14 protein-coding genes are annotated in these 18,493 nt (G+C 73.6%); 9 read left to right on the top strand and 5 right to left on the bottom strand.

Annotated elements, in window-relative coordinates:
- Window positions 1-105 precede the first annotated feature (105 nt).
- Entirely contained in the window at window positions 106-1,206 is a 1,101-nt protein-coding gene (locus DV20_RS26785) for a LacI family DNA-binding transcriptional regulator (RefSeq protein WP_051736135.1), read from the top strand.
- Between the two features lie 101 nt (window positions 1,207-1,307).
- Here the strand turns inward: DV20_RS26785 and DV20_RS26780 are convergent, their stop codons facing one another.
- Window positions 1,308-2,414, bottom strand: a complete 1,107-nt coding sequence (locus DV20_RS26780; protein WP_235190969.1) for a substrate-binding domain-containing protein — start codon at window positions 2,412-2,414, stop codon at window positions 1,308-1,310.
- Window positions 2,414-3,148, bottom strand: coding sequence for a hypothetical protein (locus tag DV20_RS26775; protein ID WP_235190968.1), 735 nt, complete (start codon window positions 3,146-3,148; stop codon window positions 2,414-2,416). Before DV20_RS26775 ends, DV20_RS26780 begins: the two co-directional genes overlap by 1 nt.
- A gap of 107 nt (window positions 3,149-3,255) precedes the next feature.
- On the opposite strand from DV20_RS26775, the gene DV20_RS26770 reads away from it, so the two are divergent.
- The 6 genes from DV20_RS26770 (at window position 3,256) to DV20_RS26745 (ending at window position 13,120) form a co-directional block, all read left to right on the top strand.
- Complete coding sequence (locus DV20_RS26770; RefSeq protein WP_043784965.1) at window positions 3,256-4,569, top strand: ABC transporter substrate-binding protein; 1,314 nt, start codon at window positions 3,256-3,258, stop codon at window positions 4,567-4,569.
- A complete protein-coding gene (locus DV20_RS26765; protein WP_043784963.1) occupies window positions 4,569-5,498 on the top strand; it encodes a carbohydrate ABC transporter permease in 930 nt (309 codons plus the stop codon). Before DV20_RS26770 ends, DV20_RS26765 begins: the two co-directional genes overlap by 1 nt.
- 41 nt (window positions 5,499-5,539) lie before the next feature.
- Window positions 5,540-6,349, top strand: a complete 810-nt coding sequence (locus tag DV20_RS26760; protein ID WP_084093684.1) for a carbohydrate ABC transporter permease — start codon at window positions 5,540-5,542, stop codon at window positions 6,347-6,349.
- On the top strand, window positions 6,346-7,359 hold the full coding sequence (locus DV20_RS26755; protein ID WP_043784959.1) for a hydroxyacid dehydrogenase: 1,014 nt from the start codon (window positions 6,346-6,348) through the stop codon (window positions 7,357-7,359). The genes DV20_RS26760 and DV20_RS26755 overlap by 4 nt, the downstream gene beginning before the upstream one ends.
- The gene (locus DV20_RS26750; protein ID WP_043784957.1) at window positions 7,356-9,269 is read left to right on the top strand and encodes a DUF2264 domain-containing protein; all 1,914 of its coding nucleotides are present in this window, start codon (window positions 7,356-7,358) and stop codon (window positions 9,267-9,269) included. Before DV20_RS26755 ends, DV20_RS26750 begins: the two co-directional genes overlap by 4 nt.
- 125 nt (window positions 9,270-9,394) lie before the next feature.
- Entirely contained in the window at window positions 9,395-13,120 is a 3,726-nt protein-coding gene (locus tag DV20_RS26745) for a glycoside hydrolase family 2 TIM barrel-domain containing protein (RefSeq protein ID WP_235190967.1), read from the top strand.
- Window positions 13,121-13,187: 67 nt separating this feature from the next.
- Here the strand turns inward: DV20_RS26745 and DV20_RS26740 are convergent, their stop codons facing one another.
- Together DV20_RS26740 and DV20_RS26735 are read right to left on the bottom strand one after the other, a co-directional pair.
- Window positions 13,188-14,348 carry an NAD(P)/FAD-dependent oxidoreductase gene (locus tag DV20_RS26740; protein ID WP_043784954.1) on the bottom strand — a complete coding sequence of 387 codons (1,161 nt, stop codon included), beginning with the start codon at window positions 14,346-14,348 and terminating at the stop codon, window positions 13,188-13,190.
- A gap of 82 nt (window positions 14,349-14,430) precedes the next feature.
- Complete coding sequence (locus tag DV20_RS26735) at window positions 14,431-15,375, bottom strand: RNA polymerase sigma-70 factor (protein WP_043784952.1); 945 nt, start codon at window positions 15,373-15,375, stop codon at window positions 14,431-14,433.
- A 47-nt stretch (window positions 15,376-15,422) separates the two neighbouring features.
- On the opposite strand from DV20_RS26735, the gene DV20_RS26730 reads away from it, so the two are divergent.
- Window positions 15,423-17,072: a glycoside hydrolase family 13 protein gene (locus DV20_RS26730; protein WP_043784950.1), complete on the top strand. Its 1,650-nt coding sequence runs from the start codon at window positions 15,423-15,425 to the stop codon at window positions 17,070-17,072.
- 15 nt (window positions 17,073-17,087) lie between these two features.
- Here DV20_RS26730 and DV20_RS26725 read toward each other — a convergent pair whose 3' ends face one another.
- Window positions 17,088-17,378: a helix-turn-helix transcriptional regulator gene (locus tag DV20_RS26725; RefSeq protein WP_043784949.1), complete on the bottom strand. Its 291-nt coding sequence runs from the start codon at window positions 17,376-17,378 to the stop codon at window positions 17,088-17,090.
- 185 nt (window positions 17,379-17,563) lie between these two features.
- Between DV20_RS26725 and DV20_RS26720 the strand changes: the two genes are divergently transcribed.
- Window positions 17,564-18,493 (top strand): TerC family protein, encoded by a 930-nt coding sequence (locus DV20_RS26720; protein WP_043784947.1) that lies wholly within the window; start codon window positions 17,564-17,566, stop codon window positions 18,491-18,493.

Here is an 18,493-nt window from a genome sequence, read left to right as displayed (position 1 = left end):
GGCCGCGTTGACCGGCATTAAGGTCGGCACCCACCCCTTCGTGTTAGCGCTAACTTCCGGCCGGACAACGGATCGGACAATGGGTCTCGAGAAAGTCCTCACCAAATGACGAACTTCCGCGACGTGGCGGACGGGCCGGCCGGCGGCGGCCGCGGCGCGGTGACGATCACCGACGTGGCGAACGCGGCCGGCGTCTCGGCGAGCACCGTGTCCTACGTGATCACCGGGAAGCGGACGATCTCCCCGGCCACCCGGCGCCGGGTCGAGGAAACCATCCGCGCCCTCGGCTACCGGCGCCGCGGCGGCTCGCCGTCGCCCCGCGCCGGTGTCCTCGCGGTGGCGGTGCCACCGCTGGGCGACCGGCAGCTGGGCATGGAGATGGAGTTCTTCTCCGCGGCCGCGGGCGCGGCCCGCGAACTCGGGTTCGACCTGCTCCTGGTCACCGACGACGAGGGCACCTCGGGCCTGCACCGGGTGACGTCGGCCGCGCTGGCCGACGCGGTGATCGTGCTGGACGCCGGCGACGACGACCCGCGCGTGCCCGTCCTGCTCGCCTCCGGCCGTCCCGCCGTGCTGGTCGGCGCGCCGGGGGAACACCACGGGCTGGCGTCGGTGACGGTCGACTTCGCGCCGGCCGGCCGGGCCTGCCTCACCCACCTCGCCGACCTGGGGCACCGGTCGGTCGCCCACCTCGGGCCGCCGGCCACGCCGCCCGGCCCCCGGCTCCGGTCGCTGCGGGGCTTCGTGGAGAGCTTCCACGCCGCCGCCGGCGAACGCGGCGTGAAAGCGATTTCCCGCCCCCTTCCCCCGGAGGCCCGGGCGGCGGAACCCCGGGCCCCGCTGTCCGCGCCGACGGCCGGAGACGTCGCCCGCTGCCTGGACGAGCTGCTCGCCGACGGCGGCCCGACGGCGCTGGTCGTGCACGACGAAGCCGCCCTGCCCTTGGTCATGGGCACCCTCCGGCAGCGCGGGCGGCAGGTACCCGGCGACGTCTCCGTCGTCGCGGTCTGCTCGGACACCGTGGCGGCCCGGCAGCGCATCCGGCCCACGGCGGTGGTGCTCCCGGCGGCCGAGCTGGGGGTGCTGTCGGTCCGGCGCGCGGTGCGCCAGCTCGACGGCGGGCCTGCCGCCGAACCCGGCACCGTGGTCCCCGCGTTCGTCACCGGCGAGAGCACCGCGGCCGCCCCCGCCGTCCGGCACGGGTGACGTCGCCCGTCGGACGGCTGCCACCCGGCTGCCCCGTTCGACGCGGATCGGCGTTCCGTCCGCAGCCGAAGGAAGCCCAGCCGGAAGAACCGCCGGCGGGTTCACCGCGGCGCGGTTTCCGCCGCGCTCCCGCAGGATTCGCGCACCACGAGCGTCGGCCACAGCTGCAGCCGGTGCACGGGCCGCTCGGTCGTGTCGGCGAGCCGGGCCAGCGCGAGCTCGGCGGCCACCGCGCCGAGCCGGTGCTTCTGCGGGCACACCGCGGTCAGCGGCGGGTCGGACGCCGCCGCGACCTCGTCGTCGTAGGAAACCACCGCGAGCTCACCGGGCACCGCGATGCCGCCGTCCCTGGCCCGTTCGATCAGGCCGATCGCCTCCCGGTCGGCGTGCACGAGCAGGGCACGGACGCCCGCCCGGCGGCAGCGCTCCAGCAGGGCGTCGTACTCGCGTGCCCAGCCCGCGGAGCCGTAGGCCGGGACGTCGAGGTCCAGCGCCGTGGCCGCGTCCAGGCCCAGGGAGGCGATCGTCTCGCGCCAGCCGGTGCGCACGGCCGGGCTGTGCGGGCTGGACCGCGACGCGACGAGCCCGACCCCGCGGTGGCCGAGGGACACCAGGTGCCGGACGGCGAGTCCCGCGCCGAGCGCGTGGGCCGTCGTGGCCGCGTCCAGGGCGAGGGTGGGCAGCTCCGGGGGCGGCACGCGCTCGACGAGAACGACCGGGACGCTCAGCGAGCCCAGCCAGCGCAGCAGGTCCAGCGCGCCGCGGCCGCTGGTGGCCGGCGCGACCAGCAGCGTCTGCACACCGCGTTCGAGGAGCTTCGTGATCTGGCGGCGGTCCTCGGCCGCGTCGTAGCTGGACGCGCGCAACACGAGCCGCCCGCCCGCGGTGGCCACTGTGGACTGTGCACCTTGGACGACCGTGGGCCAGTAGTACTCCACCGACGGGGCGACCATGCCGACCAGCGCACCGGGGGCGGCCGGGCCGAACACCGACGCGGCGCGCCCGGGCTCGGGGTGGCCGCCGCGGGGCCGGGTCAGCGTGACACCGCCGTGCACGCGGGTCAGCAGGCCGCGGTCGGCCAGCTCGGTGACGTCCCGGCGCACGGTGACCGCGGTGACGCCCAGCCGCTCGACCAGCTCGGTCAGCCGGACCGCGCCGTGTTCGCGCACCAGCGACAGGATCAGCTGGTGCCGCTCGGAGGCGAGCATCACCGGACCCGCTCCAGCCGCACCGAACGGATCCAGCGCGGCACGCCCGGGTACGCCCCGGCGAGGTCCGCGGACAGCGCGGCCCCAGCCGCGGTGGGCTCGAACCGGACGTCTCGCGCGCGGGAGGCCGCGCCCGGTTCCTGCGTGACGCCCGGCTCGGGGACGTTGTGCCACTCGCCGCGCAACGGCCAGGCCCGGTAGCGGTCCGGCCCGAAGCTGCTCGCGGTGTAGGTCGGCTGGCCCGCGTGGGCCACGACGTCGACCGCCACCCAGTAGGACCCGACGTCGAGGTGGTTGTGCCGCTCCCCGTTGTGCCCGGCCTTGACCGCCATCGTCAGCCCGCGGGAGGAACCGGCGCGTTCCCGGGCGACGAGCACCGGCACCCGCGGCAGCCATTCCTCCCGGGCCGGCCAGGTCGGCTCGGGTTCCGCCGCCGGCGCCGTCCGCCCGCCCGCGCGCGCCCGGCTCACCGCGTGCGCCCGGACGTCGGCGTCGCCGAGGCGCTTCCCCCACCGGTGCAGGACGTGCCACGGCTGGGCCGGTGACAGCCGGGCCGGCGCGTCCCTGGCGTTGACGTAGGCGTCGCCGCCCAGGTGGATCCGGTGCGGGAAGCGGACCAGCGGGGCCGGCACGGGCAGGTCCCGCGCGTCGGCACCGGTCGCGACGGCCGGCAGGTCGAGCCACTCCAACGCGGGCCTGCGCACGGGAAGGTCGTCGAAGAGCGCACGCAACACCAGGGTCCCCTTCGATCCTGATCGGTTGTGATCGCTTTTGACCTGAATTGTTGACTCGCACTATGGCACACCCCGACAGTGACAGCCATCACTTCGACGGAGGAGCAATGACGCTTCGGGAATCGGCGGGGCTGAACCGCCGGAGGTTCCTCTCGGCCACGGCCGGGCTCGCCGCCGGCGGGCTGCTCGGCGGCTGCGCGTCGTCGACCACGGCGTCCGGTGCCACCCGCGTGCGCGTCTGGTCGTGGCTCACCGGCATGGACAAGTACGTCGCCGGGTTCAACGCCGCGCACCCGGGCATTGCGGTGGAGCTCAACGTGATCGCGAGCGGGCTCAAGGGCGGTTACGCCCAGCAGACCAACGCGCTGCGCGCCCACAACGCCCCCGACATCCTGCACGCGGAGTACCAGGGCCTGCCGCAGCTGCTCACCACGGGCGGGCTGCGGGACCTCACCGGCGACGTCGCGGACCTGGAACACGGCTACTCCCCCGCGGCCTGGCAGGGCGTGCGGCCCGGCGGCCGCACGTGGGCGGTCCCGATGGACGTCGCCCCGATGGTCTTCTACTACCGCAAGGACCTCTTCGACCGGCACGGCATCGCGGTGCCGCGCACGTGGGACGAGTTCCGGACCGCCGCGCGGGCGGTGAAGAAGGCCGACCCGGCGGCGCGCGTGACGACGTTCCCGCTCAACGACGGCTCGTTCTTCGCCGGGATGTGCTGGCAGGCGGGCGATCCGTGGTGGCGGATCGACGGCGGCTCGTGGCGGGTGGACATCAGCGGCGAAGGCACCCTGCGCACCGCGGACTACTGGCAGGGCATGATCCGCGACGGCCTGGTCGCCACGGCGCCGACCGGCGACCAGGAGTGGATCGGCGCCATGCACACCGGCCGGCTGTGGGGCCTGCTCGGCGCGTCCTGGAGCGTCGGCTCGCTGGCGAAGTCCATCCCGCGGGACAGGAACCGGTGGGCGGTCACCACCATGCCGACCTGGGACGGCGTCCCCGCCAACGGCGTGCAGGGCGGCAGCGCGTTCGCCGTCTCGGCCGAAAGCGAGGTGGCGGACGCGGCCGTGACGTTCCTGCGCTGGCTGAGCACCGACCCGGCCGTCGCGAAGATCGGCACCACGTTCACGACGCCGTTCCCCGGCTACCTGCCGAGCCGGGACGTCGCCCGGAAGGCCTACCAGGGCGGCTACTTCCTCGGCGCCCCGGTCTACGACGTGCTCGACGAAGCCGCCCGGCGCGTCCCGGACTGGACGTGGGGCCCCAACGCCCTGCGGATCTTCTCCACCGTCGTCGACCGCATGAGCGGGGTGAAGACGGGCGGCACGACCCTGGCCACCGCCGTCCGCCGGACGCAGTCCGACGCCGTCGCCGCCCTGCGCGAACGGGGATTGACCGTGCTGGAAGGGAAAGCCTGATGACCGTCCTCACCCCCGAGCGGGCCGCGAGCGCGGCGCCGGCCCGTCCCGGCGCCCCGGCGCGCGACCGCCGTGGCCGCGGCCGCGCCGGCCTCGTGCTGGCCGCGCCGTTCGCGATCCTGCTGACCGCCACCGTGCTCGTCCCGATCGGGTACGCGCTCTACCTCAGCCTGTTCACCGATCGCCTGTCCGGCTTGGGTTTTTCCGGCCCGACCCCGGCCTTCGTCGCCCTCGGCAACTACGTCGACGTGCTCACCGACAGCGCCTTCCACGCGAGCCTCGGCAATGTGGCGCTGTTCGTCCTGGTCCACATCCCGATCATGCTCGGCCTGGCGCTGCTGCTGGCCCTGCTCGTCGATTCCGCCGTCGTGCGGCTCAAGCGGGTGTGGTCACTGGCGGTCTTCCTGCCCTACGCGGTGCCGACCGTGATCACCGGGCTCATCTGGGCCTACCTCTACAGCCCGGGCTCCGGGCTGACCGCGCTCCTGCCGTTCGACCCGCTGGGCAAGACCGGCATCCTGCCGTCGATCGTCACCATCGCGACCTGGCAGTGGGTCGGCTACAACATGATCATCTTCTACACGGCGCTGCAGGCCGTCCCGCGCGACGTCCTCGAGGCCGCGCGGGCCGACGGCGCCGGCGGGTTCCGGACGGCCTGGTCGGTCAAGGTCCCGATGATCCGCCCGACCGCGTTCGTCGCCCTCGTGTTCACCGTCATCGGGTCCCTGCAGCTGTTCACCGAACCCCTGGTGCTGCGCGGGTTCACCGGTTCGGTGACGAGCACCTGGTCCCCGAGCCTTTATGTGTACGAAGCCGCCTTCATCGCCAACGACTACGGCCGCGCCGCCGCCGCGTCGGTACTGCTCGCGCTGGTTTCCGCCCTGCTCTCGGCGCTGGTCATGCGCCTGTCCGCCCGGAGGTCCCGGTGACCCTCTCCCCCGCAGGTTCGCGGTGGACGTCCCGCACGGTCGTGCACGTCCTGCTGGTGCTGGCCGCGCTGTACGCGGTCCTCCCGCTGGTCTGGCTGGTCACCTCGGCCACCAAGTCCGTCGGCGACTTCTCCACGACCGGCGCTTTCGAATTCGGGCAGTTCACCTTGGGCGCGAACCTCAGCGCGTTGTTCACGCAGGAGAACGGCGTCTTCCTCGCCTGGGTCCGCAATTCGCTGCTCTACGCCGGCCTCGGCGCGGTGCTCGGCTCGCTGATCTGCGCCGCCTGCGGGTACGCGATCGCGAAGCTCGACTTCCCGGGCCGCCGCGCGCTGTTCGCGGTGACGCTGACCGGGGTCCTCGTGCCGACCACCGCGCTGGCCCTGCCGCTGTACCTGCTGGCGGCGCAGCTGGAGGTCGTCGGCACGTTCTGGGCGGTGTTCATCCCCTTGCTCACCAACCCCTTCGGCGTCTACCTCGCCCGCGTCTACGCCGAGGCCGCGGTGCCGGGCGAGGTGCTCGAAGCCGCCCGCACCGACGGCGCCGGCGAACTGCGGACGTTCTTCACCATCGGGCTGCCGATGATGCGGCCGGGCCTGGTGACGATCTTCCTGTTCCAGTTTGTGGGGATCTGGAACAACTTCTTCCTGCCGCTGGTGATGCTGACCGATCCCAAGCTGTTCCCGATGAGCCTCGGCCTGTACCAGTGGAGCACGCGCGTGACCCAGTTCCCGCAGTACAACCCGCTCGTCATCACCGGCTCCCTGCTGGCCGTGCTGCCGCTGGTGGTGGCGTTCGTCCTGCTGCACCGGCAATGGCGGTCCGGGCTGGCCGCGGGCAGCGTCAAGTGACGCGCCGCCCGGAGACCCTGCTGGTGATGGCGCGGGACACGGCGGCCCTGCAGTTCGGCGAAGCGGAACTGGCCCGGCTGCGCGCCACCGCGCGGCTGGGCGAGCCGCTGTGCGCCGACGAACTCGCCTCGGCGCCGGTGCGCGCGCGGCTGGCCGAGGTGGAGGTGCTGATCACCTCGTGGGGCTGTCCCCCGCTCGACGACGCCGTCCTGCGGGCCGCGCCGCGCCTGCGGGCGGTGCTGCACGCGGCCGGCAGCGTCCGCGACCACGTCGGCGCGGCGGTGTTCGACCGCGGCCTGCTGGTCACCACGGCCGCCGACGCCAACGCCGAGCCGGTCGCCCAGTACACCCTTGGCGCGATCCTGTGGGCGTTCAAGAAGGTGCCGTTCCTGGCCGCCGACGCCCGGAAGTTCCGGGACGACTGGGGCTACCGCGACCAGCGGGGCGAGCTGTCCGGCCGGGACCGCACGGTGGTGCTCGTCGGGTTTTCCCGGGTCGGGCGCCGGGTCGCCGCGCTGCTGCGGCTGCTGGACCTGGCCCGGGTGCTCGTCGTCGACCCGGTGGCCGACGCGGGCGAGATCCGGGCGGCCGGCGCCGAGCCCGCGTCCCTGGCGGACGCGCTGCCGCGGGCGGACGTGCTGAGCCTGCACGCGCCTTCGCTGCCCGAGACGCGGCACATGATCGGCGCCGCCGAACTGGCCGCCCTGCCGTCCGGCGCGGTGCTGGTCAACACCGCGCGGGGGGCGCTCGTCGACACCGCGGCCCTCGAACACGCCTGCGTCGCCGACGGCCTGCACGCCGTCCTCGACGTCACCGAGCCGGAGCCGCTGCCCGCCGGCTCCCCGCTCTACGACCTGCCGAACGTGGTGCTCACCCCGCACATCGCGGGCTCGCTGGGCTCGGAGACCCGCCGGATGAGCGCCGAGGCGCTCGGGGAGCTCGAGCGCTACGCCGCCGGCCTGCCGCCCCGGGCCCCGGTGACCCGGCATTCCCTGGCGGTGCAGGCATGACGGCCGTCGAAGACCGCCGGCTGTCGCCGTACACCGGCTGGACCCGCGAGCACTACGCGGCGCTGGCGGACCGGCTGCTCGCGGCGGCCGGCCGCCACCGCTCCCCGGCGGGCGCCCGGATCGACCTGCCCGGCCCGGCCAGCCGCAACGGCCGCGTCTCGGACGGGCTGGAGGGGTTCGCCCGGACGTTCCTGATCGCCGGGTTCCGCGTCGCCGGGGAGGGCGGCGCGGACCCGGGCGGGGTCCTCGAGCACTACGCGCGCGGGCTGGCCGCCGGCACCGATCCGGCCAGCCCCGAGGCGTGGCCGCGGCCCGACGAGCTGGGCCAGGCCAAAGTGGAGGCCGCGTCGATCGCGCTGGTGCTGCAGCTGACCCGGCCGTGGCTGTGGGACCGCCTGGACGACGTCGTCCGCGAGCGGGTCGTCGCCTGGCTCGCGACGGTGATCGGGCAGCCGTACCCGCCGATCAACTGGGTGTGGTTCCGGATCGTCGTGGAGTCGTTCCTGCGCGAGGCGGGCGGCCCGTGGTCGGCGGCGGACATCGAGGAGGACCTCGCCGTGCACGCGTCGCTGCGGCGGCCCGGCGGCTGGCTCAGCGACGGCGACGAGCGCGCCTACGACCACTACACGGGATGGGCGCTGCACCTGTACCCCCTGCTGTGGACGCACTTGTTCGACGTCACCGGCACGCTGTGCCCCGGTTCGCTGCGGCACCGGTGGGGCGCGGACCTGCGGGAGTACCTCGACGACGCCGTGCGGCTGGTGGGCAGCGACGGCTCGCCGCTGCTGCAGGGCCGCAGCCTGGTCTACCGCTTCGCCGCCGCGGCGCCGTTCTGGGCCGGCGCGCTGACCGGGACTTCGCACCTGTCCCCCGGTCTGACGCGCCGGGTGGCGGGTGGGATGGTCCGGCACTTCGGCGCGCCCGGCGATCTGCTCAGCCTGGGCTGGCACCACGCCTGGCCGGCGATGCGCCAGGCGTACTCCGGGCCCGGCTCGCCGTACTGGGCGGCCAAAGGCCTGCTGGGGCTGGCCCTGCCGGCGCACCATCCCGTGTGGACGGACGTCGAGGAGCCGCTGCCGATCGAGACCGGCGACGTCGCCCGCGTCGTCACCGCGCCCGGCTGGCTGGTTTCGGGACGGCGCCGCGACGGGATCGCGCTGGTGGTCAACCACGGCACGGACCACGCGCGCCCGGGCGACCCGCGCGCCGACGCGCCGCTCTACGCCCGCCTCGGCTATTCGACGGCGACGGTGCCGCCGCGGGGTTTCGTCCCGGACAACACGGTGGTCGTGCTGGACGCCGGGGGCCGGGCGAGCCACCGGGCGGGGTTCTCGACGTGCTACGCGACCGAACTGCCGGGCGGCGTGCTGGCGGCGGCGTCCCAGGGCCGGGTCCGCTGGGTCGACACGGCCGGGGACGACTCCCCCGACCACGGCTCGGGCCGCAGCGGGCCGGTGGTGCCGGGGCCGGTGCTGACGGTGGCGTCCGTGGTGCGGTGGGGCGTCGAGGTCCGGCTCGCGCGGCTCGACGGCGCTCCCGCCGGGCCGGTGCGGCTGAGCGGCTGGCCGGTCTCGCACGCGACCCGACCGGTGACCGAGCCGGGGGTGGCCGCCGCGCGGACACCGCAGCTGCGGTCGCGGGTGCGTCCGCTGCGCGGCTTCACCACGGCGGACGTGGCCGTCGAAACCGGCACTTCCCCCTTGGGCGAGTGGACCGCGATCCCGTACGTCGCCACCGAAGGGCCGCCGGGAGCGGTGCTCGCCGCGATCGTGGTCCTGGACCGCGGTGGCCCGGACGAACCCGATCCGTCCCTGGCGATCGCCGAGGACGGCCACGGCGGTCACCGCGTCACCTTGACGTGGCCCGACGGTGTCACCGCGGAAGCCGCCCTGCCCGCGGCCGCGTCCTGAGAGCCCGGTTCCGCACCGAATGTCCTATTGACCGCGTCCCGCCCCATCCTGTTCCATTTTGTTGGGTTCTGTCCGAACCTTGTCGGAACATGGAGGTTCCTGCCGTGCGGCTGCGCACTCTGGGTGTGGTTCTGTTGGCTCTCGCGGGCACCCTGGTGCCCGCCGGCCCCGGCCACGCGGCGGCCGCACCGCCGGCCGACGTCTACTCCTACCTCGAAGACCCGCGGAAGGTCGGTGAAGGCCAGGAGCCGCCGCACGCGTTCCTCGCTCCGCACGCCGACGTCGAGTCCGCCGTCCGGGGGCGGGAACAGACGCCGTTCACGAAGACGCTCGACGGGAAGTGGCGGATCGCCATGGCGGACAACCCCGCCCAGGTGCCCGCCGGCTTCCACGCCGACGGGTACGACACGTCCGCCTGGCGCGAGGTCTCCGTGCCGCACACCTGGCAGACCGACGGCCTCGACCACCCCGTCTTCCGCAACATCGCCACCGAGATCCAGCCGGACGCCCCGCCCAGGGTCCCCCGGGACGTCAACCCCACCGCCGCCTACACCCGCGACTTCGACCTGCCCGCCGGCTGGGCGCAGCGGCGCACGGCCCTGCGCTTCGACGGCGTGACGTCGGCGTACTTCGTGTGGGTCAACGGCCAGTACATCGGCTACGACCAGGGCGGCTACACCCCGGCGGAGTTCGACGTCTCCGCCGCCCTGCGGCCCGGCCCCAACCGGCTCGCCGTCCAGGTGCACCGCTGGAGCGCGGGCGCCTACCTCGAGGACTACGACCAGTGGCGGTACGCGGGCATCTTCCGGTCGGTGACGCTCACCTCCACGCCCGCCACCCACGTCCAGGACGTCACGCTGCGGACCGATCTCGACGCGGCGTACACCGACGCCGTCCTCTCCGCCGCCGTCGAGATCGCCCGCGGACCGGGCGGCACCACGGGGAAGCACACCGTCGGGCTCAGCCTCCGCGACGCGGACGGCAAGGAGGTCGGCGCCACCGCCCGGGACGTCGAGGTCGGGGACGCCGGCGCCGCGGTCACCCTCACCGTGGGAGTGCGGAACCCGGCCAAGTGGACCGACGAGACGCCGAACCTCTACACGACCGTGCTGACCCTCGCCGGCCCGGACGGCCGGACCACCCACATCACCCGCGAAACCACCGGCTTCCGCGAGATCGAGATCCGCGACCGGCAGCTGCTGGTCAACGGCAAGCGCGTGCTCTTCAAGGGCGTCAACCGCGCCGAGACCGACCCGGACCACGGCCGGCACGTGCCGCGCCGGGCGCAGGAACGCGATGTGGCGCTGATGGAGCAGCTCAACGTCAACGCCGTCCGCACGTCGCACTACCCGTCCGACCCGTACTTCTACCGGCTGGCGGACGAGCACGGCCTCTGGATCGACGACGAGGTCGACATCGAGACGCACAACCACGAAAACTGCGCGAACTGGTGCCAGGCGAACCAGCCCGAGTGGCGGGACGCGTTCCTCGACCGGCTGATCGGCATGGTGGAACGCGACAAGAACCACCCCAGCGTCTTCCTGTGGGACACCGGCAACGAAGCCGGCCTCGGCGCCCACCACCACGCGATGGCGGACTGGCTGCGGGCCAACGACCCGACCCGCCCGATCTACCACCAGTCCAACAACCCCGACGGCGACGCGCCCTTCGCCGACGTCTGGGGCCCGCGGTACCCGTCGCCGGAGAAGTTCGCCGAGCAGGCGAAGAACACCACGAAACCGCTGATCTTCGGCGAGTACGCGCACGCGATGGGCAACAGCCTCGGCAACTTCCGCGAGTTCTGGGACATCATCCGCGCGCACCCGCAAACGCAGGGCGGGTTCGTCTGGGACTGGGCCGAGCAGAACATCCGGCAGCCGGTCCGCCTCGTCCCCGACGTCTCCGGGCACGGCATCTCCACCCACCTTTCCGGCGCGGCGAAGCTCGTCGACGGCCACCGCGGGAAGGCACTGGAACTGTCCGGTTTGGACGACTTCGCCGAGGTCTACCGCGACCGCCGGCTGGACCTCACCGGCACCGCGCTGACCCTGGACGCCTGGGTCAAGCCGGGCAAGTGGACCGGCCAGTTCCCGATCATCGCCAAGGGCGACCACCAGTACACGCTGAAGCTGAAGAACGAGACGACGCTGGAGTTCTTCATCCACAGCGGCACGTGGATCGCCGTCCAGGCCCCGGTGCCGGCGGACTTCTACGGCAACTGGCACCGCGTCAGCGGCACCTACGACGGCACCGCGCTGCGGCTGTACCTCGACGGCCGCGAAATCGGGCAGAAGGCGTTCAGCGGCCCGATCGACTCCTCCTCCGCCGAGGTGAACATCGGGCGCGACTTCGAGACGTCGTGGAACGACCCCTCGAACATCGGCTGGCTGGCCCGGGGGGTGGTGGACGACGTCCGGATCCACGACCGCGCGCTCACCGCGGCCGAGCTCGCGGGACCGGAGCCGGCGCCGGGCGCGCTGCTGGCCCTCGACTTCGACAGCGTGACCGAGCGGGGCACGTACCTGTCCTACGGCTCCAGTCTGTCCGGAGTGGACGGTCTGATCGGCTCGGACCGCAGGCCCCAGCCGGAAACCGCGCAGCTGGCGTGGGCGCACCAGCCGCTGCGGTTCGCCTACGCCGGCGGCGTGCTGTCGGTGACCAACGAACGCCAGTTCAGCGACACCTCCGACGTCGGTCTCCGGTGGCGCGTCACCGAAGGCTCGAAGACGGTCAAGAGCGGCGAGCAGCCCCTGCGCGTCGCGGCGGGGACCACCGGCCGGATTCCCCTGCCGGTCACCGCCGGCGACCGCGAAACCTTCCTCACCGTCGAGGCGGTCGTCAAGGCCCCGCGGCCGCTGCTGCCCGCGGGTCACGTCCTGGCGCACGACCAGTTCCCGCTCGGCGGCACGCGGGTGCCCGGCCTCGACCAGGCCCCGCCCGGCTGGGGCCGGGTGACGGCGCGGGAGACCGGGAACGCGGTCGCCGTCCAGGCCGGCCCGGTCGGCTACGAGGTGGACAAGCGCAGCGGGACGCTGTCGTCGATGAAGTCGTGGGGCCGGGAACTGCTGGCGAGCGGGCCGAAGCTCGACGCGTGGCGCGCCCCGATCAGCAACGAGACGTTCGCCTGGGGCCGGGCCGAGGGCGAGGACTGGCGCAAGCTCGGCCTCGACCGCCTGCGGACGACGGTCGCCGGCGTGCGGGTCGAGCGCGCGGGCGGCAGCGTCAGCGTCGTGGTCGACAGCCGGGTGGCCGCACCGGACGTGACGGGCGCCTGGTTCGACCAGACGATGACGTACACGGTGGACTCGGCGGGCGTGCTGCGCCTGGGCCACGAGGTGACGCCGCAGGGCGCGCTGCGCACGCTGAACTACCTGCCGCGCATCGGGCTGTCACTGGGCGTCCCGGACAGCTTCACGCGGTTCAGCTGGTACGGCCGGACCGCCGAGAGCTACGTCGACCGCAGGGACGGCACGCCGATCGCGGTCAACAGGTCCACTGTGGACGAGCAGTACACGGACTACCACCGCCCGCAGGACCACGGCAACCACACCGACACGCGCTGGGCGTTGCTGACCGACGGCCGCCGGTCGGGGCTGCTGGTGAGCGGGGCAACGGACGTCAGCGTCACGCCGTACGACGACCTGGACCGGGCGGCCTACCCGTTCCAGCTGCGGCGCAACCCGGGCTGGTTCACGCTGCACGCCGACCACGCGGCCACCGGCGTGGGCGACACCCCGAACCCGGTGCGGGAGAAGAGCCAGGTGGCGGCGGACACGACGTACGGGTACACCCTGACGATGCGCCCGCTGAGCTTGACCGAGGCGCTGACCGGCCTGCCCGCGGGCGGCTGACCCGGGATCGCGCGGGCGGAGGAGCCGCACCGCCGGCCGGCCGCCGCGGCGCGGCTCCTCCGCGAGCTCAGGCGGCCGTCGCCACCGGTTCCCCGGCCGGGACGGTGTGCCGGCGGCGAGACGGCACCAGCATCGTCGGGTGGGCGACGCTCCAGGCCGCGGACCGGCAGATCAGCTCCTTGATCCGGGCGGCCGTCCGCCCGGTCACCGCGGAGGGCTTGACCTGGTCGTCCGGGGTCACGGGCTGGATGACCGCGTCGTGGCGGCCGAGGCTCACGCACTGGACCGAGTAGCCGATCTTGTTCCCGGGCACCGGGCGCCCGGTCAGGCGGGCGGCGATGACGTCGGCCGCCAGCTGTGCCGTCGGGATCCCCGAAGCGCAGGACATCCGCAGCGGCGTGCCGTTCGCGCCCCGGGCGTACGCGGCGTCCCCGACGGCGTAGACGTCCGGGTGCGAGACCGACCGCATCGTGTCGTCGACGACGATCTGGCCCGTCTCGGCGACCTCCAGGGTCGTGGCCGCGGCGAGGGGGTGGACCGCGAACCCGGCCGTCCAGACAGTCACCTGGGCCGGGATCGTGCGGCCGTCCGCGGTGACCGCGGTGGCCGGCTCGACGTCCGTGACCGCGGTGTTTTCGTGCACGGTGATGCCGAGCCGGTCGAACGCCTTCCGCAGGTGGTCGCGGGCCTTCTCGCTCAGCCAGTCGCCGAGGCCGCCGCGGGCGGCGAGGGCGATCTCGAGGTCCGGCCGGGCTTCCGCGATCTCCGTGGCGGCTTCGATGCCGGTGAGGCCACCACCGACGACGAGCACGGACCCGCCCGCGGCGAGACCGGCCAGCCGCTCGCGCAGCCGCCGCGCGGATTCCCGGCCCGCGATGCTGTGGGCGTGCTCCGGAACGGCGGCGGCCGTGCTGCCGAGGGCGTAGACGAGCGTGTCGTAGGCGATTTCGCCGCCGTCGGCGAGGGCGACGCGCTTGCGTTCGGCGTCGACGGCGGTGACCCGCGCGATCCGCACCCGCACCCCGGTGCCCGCGAAGACGTCGGCCAGCGGGCGGGGCTTGAGGTCCTGGCCGGTCGCCAGCTGGTGCATGCGGACGCGCTCGACGAACTCGGGGTCGGCGTTGACGAGGGTGATCTCGGTGTCGGCGGGGTGCAGCCGCTTCGCGAGCCGGCCGGCGGCGTTGGCTCCGGCGTATCCGGCCCCGAGGACGACGATGCGGTGCTTCATGGTTCTGCTCCTGTCCGGTCGGTGTGTGCTCCCTGAACCGGACAGCGGCGCGAAACCTGACAGGAGCCGGGTGTGACCGTGGTCACCAGTTCCCGGCGAGCGGCTCCCCGTGCTCGGCGGTGCCCCACCGGCGCGTCGCGCGCTCGAGCTTGGCGGGGTTCGCCTGGGCGTGGACGGCCGCGATGCCGTCGGCCGTCACGTCCAGCGTGACCACGCCGGCGACCCGCTCGCCGACCACCATGACCAGCGCGGGCATCCCGTTGGTGACCGCGGCGTGCAGGTCGGGACGGCCGCCGACCATCTCCCACTTGGCTTCGCTGGGCGTGAACAGCGTGCGCAGGAACCTCGCCACCCGCAGCGCCCCGGTGACCGGCCGCGGCACCGAGAAGACCGCGCCGCCGCCGTCGCCGATGCTGACGGCGTCATCGGCCAGCATCTTCACCAGCGAGTCGGTCCGGCCGCTGAGCGCCGCGGCGAGGAACTCCTCGACGATCTTGCGGGCCGCGGCCGCGTCGACCTCGACACGGCGCCGGTCGGCGGCCAGGTGCTGCTTGGCCCGGCGGTGGATCTGCTGGCAGTGGGACTCGGTGAGGTCGAGCACCTCGGCGATCTCGGCGTGCGCGTACCCGAACGCCTCGCGCAGCACGTAGACGACGCGTTCCTTGGCCGTCAGCCGTTCCATCAGCGTGAGCATCGCGATCGAGACCGATTCCCGCTGCTCGACCGTGTCGGACGGCCCGAGCATCCGGTCCCCGGCGAAGACCGGCTCGGGCAGCCACTGGCCGACGTAGGTCTCCCGCCGGGCCCGCGCCGAGGTGAGCCGGTTGAGGCAGAGGTTGGTGAGCACCTTCGTCAGCCACGCCTCGGGTGTCCCGACGTGCTCCCGGTCGGCGGACTGCCAGCGCAGGAACGTGTCCTGCACCGCGTCCTCGGCATCGCTCGCCGACCCCAGCAGCCGGTAGGCGATGGCCTCCAGCCGCGCCCTGGCCGCCTCGAACACCTCGACCCCGTGCGTATCCACCGACATGGCCCCAGTCAACCACCCGCGCCGGGCTCGCATGCGAAGATCGCCGGGTGCCGCCGACCACCTTCCGCCCGCGCTCGTTCTGGGACGACGCAGTCGTGTACCAGCTCTACGTCCGTTCGTTCGCCGACAGCGACGGCGACGGCGTCGGTGACCTCGGCGGGGTGATCCGGCGGCTCGGGCACATCGCCGGGCTCGGCGCCGACGCGATCTGGCTCAACCCCTGCTACCCCTCGCCGCAGGCGGACCACGGCTACGACATCGCCGACTACCACGGCGTCAACCCCGACTACGGCAGCCTCGAGACGTTCGACCGGCTCGTCGCCGAGGCACACGCCCGCGGCCTGCGGATCCTGATGGACCTGGTGCCCAACCACTGCTCGGAGCGCCACCCCTGGTTCACCGCCGCACTGGCCGCCGGCCCCGGCTCCCCCGAGCGCGCGCGGTTCGTCTTCCGCGACGGCCGGGGCGACGAGCCGCCCAACAACTGGCAGTCGGTCTTCGGCGGCCCGGCCTGGACCCGGGTCACCGAAGCCGACGGCACGCCCGGGCAGTGGTACCTGCACCTGTTCACCCGCGAGCAGCCGGACTTCGACTGGCGCAACCCGGAAGTCCTCGCGTACTTCGACGACGTCCTGCGGTTCTGGTTCGACCGCGGGGTGGACGGCTTCCGCATCGACGTCTGCCACGGCCTGATCAAGGACGCGGCGCTGCGCGACTGGGACCCGGCCGACGGCGGCTACAACGCCCACAGCTGGAACCAGCCGGAGGTGCACGACATCTTCCGGCGGTGGCACGCGCTCGCCGACGGCTACGGCCCGGACCGCGACCTGCTGCTGGTCGGCGAGGTCTGGGTGCCGGACCCGGCCGACCTCGACCGCTACCTGCGCCCGGACGAGCTGCACCAGGCGTTCTCGTTCGACCTGCTCGTCCAGCCGTGGGAGGCGCGGGCGCTGCGCGGGGCCATCGAGCGCGCCACGGCCCGCACGGCGGTCCACGGCGCCCCGGCGGCGTGGACGCTGGCCAACCACGACGTCCACCGGGCGGTGACGCGCTACGGCATCGTCCGCCCCGACCCCGCCCCGGCCAGCAACGACGCGTTCGCGGCCCTGATGCGCCCCCGCGGCGTAGTCGACACCCGGCTCGGCGAGCGGCGGGCCCGCGCGGCGCTGCTCCTGCTGCTGGCCCTCCCCGGCTCGGTCTTCCTTTACCAGGGCGAAGAACTCGGCTTGCCGGAGGTCCAGGACCTGCCCGACGAGGCCCGCGAGGACCCGGTGTTCCACCGCACGGGAGGCCTCGAGAAGGGCCGCGACGGCTGCCGGGTCCCGCTGCCGTGGGCCGCGGACGCGCCGGCGTTCGGGTTCGGCGCGGGGGTGCCGTGGCTGCCGCAGCCGGACTGGTTCGCCCGGTACGCGGTCGACGTGCAGGAGAAGGACGAGACCTCGACCCTGCGACTGTACCGCCGCGCCGTCCGGGCGCGGCGGGAGCTGCGCCTCGGCGAGCCGGGCCCGGTGGAGTGGCTCGAAACCGGGGACGACGCGGTGCTCGCCTTCCGGCGTGGCCGGCTGGTGTGCGTGGTCAACACGGGGAGCACGCCGTTCCCGGCGCCGGGCGCCTGGGGCGAGGTCGTGCTCGGCAGCGACGGGTCCGCTCGGGTCGCGGGCGATTCCGCGGTCTGGCTGGTGTCGGCGGCGTCCTGAGGTCCGGGCGGTGGGTCACGCCGGGGTCGCGGGTTCCACGCCGAGCGCCGTGACCAGGTCCGCCACCCGGTGGTGCGCCTCCAGCGGGTGGCGCAACCGGCCTTCCGGGTGGATCTTGTAGTGGTTGCGGCGGCCGACGCGCTCGCGCTCGACGTAGCCCTCCGCGATCAGGTCGGCAAGGATGAGCTGCACGCCGCGTTCGGTGATCCCCACCCGCTCGGCGATGTCGTGCAGCGTCCGGTCGGGATCCGCGGCCACGCACAGCAGGACGTGCGCGTGGTTGCTGAGGAACGTCCACGAAGCCATACCGGCCACAGTAGACGTCCGAACTTGACAGACGAAGTGGAGTTCGTCATTCTGGTCGTAGCGGAGGGGAGTACCCGCCCGGTCCGGCATCGTCAATCCGGCTGCCCCTGAGCAGCCCGGTGCCGGCGTCACCGTCAGGTGACCGGGGAGACCTCCGGTTCGTCACCGAACCGGAGGAGTGTGTCGTGACCGTCCCCTTCTGGGCCTGGGCCGCCGTGCTCGGCGTGATCCTGGCCATGCTCGCGATCGACCTGGCCGCCCACCGCAAGTCGCCCGTCGTCGGCGTCCGGTCGGCGCTGGCGTGGTCCGGCGCGTGGGTGGTGCTCGGCCTCGCCTTCGGCGCCGTGGTCTGGTGGGTCTGGGGCGCGGAGTTCGCGGGCCAGTACTTCGCCGGCTACGTCATCGAGAAGTCGCTGGCGGTCGACAACGTCTTCGTGTTCGCGATCATCTTCGGCTACTTCGCGGTCCCCCGCGAGTACCAGCACCGCATCCTGTTCTACGGCGTCGTCGGTGCCCTGGTGTTCCGGGCGGTGTTCATCGCCGCGGGCTCGGTGCTGATCGCGAGCTTCGCCTGGATCCTCTACGTGTTCGGCGCGTTCCTGGTCATCACCGGCGTCCGGATGGCGCTGCACAAGGACGAGACGGTCGACTACGAGCAGAACGTCGTGCTGCGGGCGTTCCGCAAGGTCGTCCCGTCCACCGACGGCGACCACGGCGGCAAGTTCCTGGTCCGGCGGGCGGGCCGCTGGGTGGCGACGCCGTTGCTGGCGGTCCTGGTGCTGATCGAGGTCACGGACATCGTTTTCGCGGTCGACTCGATCCCGGCGATCTTCGCGGTCACCCAGGAACCGTTCCTGGTGTTCACGTCGAACGCCTTCGCGGTCCTCGGCCTGCGGGCGATGTACTTCCTGCTCGCCGACGTGATGCACCGGTTCGTGTACTTGAAGATCGGCTTGGCGCTGGTCCTGGTCTGGGTCGGCGTGAAGATGCTGCTGCTGGACGTCTGGAAGATCCCCACGGCGCTGTCGCTGGGCGTGGTCGCCGCGATCCTCGCGACGGCGGTCACCGCCAGCCTGCTCCGGACCCGCACCACAGCCCTCGCTCGGAAGGAATGA

Origin of the sequence: Amycolatopsis rifamycinica (assembly GCF_000695625.1) — a bacterium.
Taxonomy (GTDB): Bacteria; Actinomycetota; Actinomycetes; order Mycobacteriales; family Pseudonocardiaceae; genus Amycolatopsis; species Amycolatopsis rifamycinica.
Note: the sequence above shows the minus strand (reverse complement) of the source record. Positions and strands in the feature narration are given on the sequence as shown.

Bases quoted from the DNA above. Each gene is read 5' to 3' on its own strand.
- DV20_RS26785 (WP_051736135.1), top strand. From the start codon at position 106: ATGACGAACTTCCGCGACGTGGCGGACGGGCCGGCCGGCGGCGGCCGC.
- DV20_RS26765 (WP_043784963.1), top strand. From the start codon at position 4,569: ATGACCGTCCTCACCCCCGAGCGGGCCGCGAGCGCGGCGCCGGCCCGT.
- DV20_RS26750 (WP_043784957.1), top strand. From the start codon at position 7,356: ATGACGGCCGTCGAAGACCGCCGGCTGTCGCCGTACACCGGCTGGACC.
- DV20_RS26780 (WP_235190969.1), bottom strand. From the start codon at position 2,414: ATGCTCGCCTCCGAGCGGCACCAGCTGATCCTGTCGCTGGTGCGCGAA.
- DV20_RS26725 (WP_043784949.1), bottom strand. From the start codon at position 17,378: ATGGCTTCGTGGACGTTCCTCAGCAACCACGCGCACGTCCTGCTGTGC.
- DV20_RS26770 (WP_043784965.1), top strand. From the start codon at position 3,256: ATGACGCTTCGGGAATCGGCGGGGCTGAACCGCCGGAGGTTCCTCTCG.
- DV20_RS26735 (WP_043784952.1), bottom strand. From the start codon at position 15,375: ATGTCGGTGGATACGCACGGGGTCGAGGTGTTCGAGGCGGCCAGGGCG.
- DV20_RS26740 (WP_043784954.1), bottom strand. From the start codon at position 14,348: ATGAAGCACCGCATCGTCGTCCTCGGGGCCGGATACGCCGGAGCCAAC.